General features: G+C 75.8%; 1 protein-coding gene. It reads right to left on the reverse strand.

Features of this window, described 5'->3' with window-relative positions; translation table 11 throughout:
- The coding region (locus VT50_RS37940; RefSeq protein WP_143645404.1) for a beta-ketoacyl reductase at positions 1–824 on the reverse strand (824 nt) is incomplete at both ends.

Raw genomic sequence — 824 nt, forward strand, 5'->3', positions numbered from 1 at the left:
GGGCGTCCAGGTAGGCGTTGGCCGCGGCGTAGGCACCCTGGCCGCTGCTGCCCCACACCCCGGCGATCGATGAGAACAGCACGAACGCGTCGAGCTTCCGGTCGCCGAGCAGTTCGTCGAGGTGGGCGGCGCCGAGCAGCTTCGCGTCGGTGGCCTCGGCGAACTGCTCGGCGGTGCAGTGGTCGAGGTCGGTGAGGATGCCCGCCCCCGCGGTGTGCACGACCGCGTCCGGGGAATGTTCGGCCAGCACCGTCCGCAGCGCCTCCCGGTCGGTGACGTCGCAGGCGATGATCTCGACCTCGGCCCCCAGATCGGTCAGCTCGGCCGCCAGTTCCCCGGCGCCGGGCGCGGCGGGTCCCTGCCGACTGGTCAGCACCAGCCGGCAGGGGCCCTCGGCGGCGAGCCACCGGGCCACATGGCCGCCGAGCGCACCCGTGCCACCGGTCACCAGCACCGTGCCCCGGGGTTTCCATTCGCGGGCCTCGCGGGACGAGGCGCGCACCAGCCGCGGCACGAGAGCACCGTCGCCGGTGACCACGACCTGGTCCTCCTCGCCCCGGGCCAGGATGTCGGCGAGCAGCGTCAGGTCCCGGTCGCCGGGGTCGGCGGGCAGGTCGACGAGGCCGCCCCAGGACCGGGGCCGTTCGAGCCCGGCCACGCGGCCGAGCCCCCAGACGGCGGCCCGGTCGGGTGTGCAGCCACGATCGCCCGGCACGGGCACCGCGCCCCGGGTGACCAGCCACAGCCGACCGGTGACGGCGGCGTCGCCGACGGCCTGCACCACGCTCAACGCGCCCACCGGATCGTCGACGCACGCCACCACG

The organism is Streptomyces antioxidans (genome assembly GCF_000968685.2).
In the GTDB taxonomy this organism is placed as follows: Bacteria; Actinomycetota; Actinomycetes; order Streptomycetales; family Streptomycetaceae; genus Streptomyces; species Streptomyces antioxidans.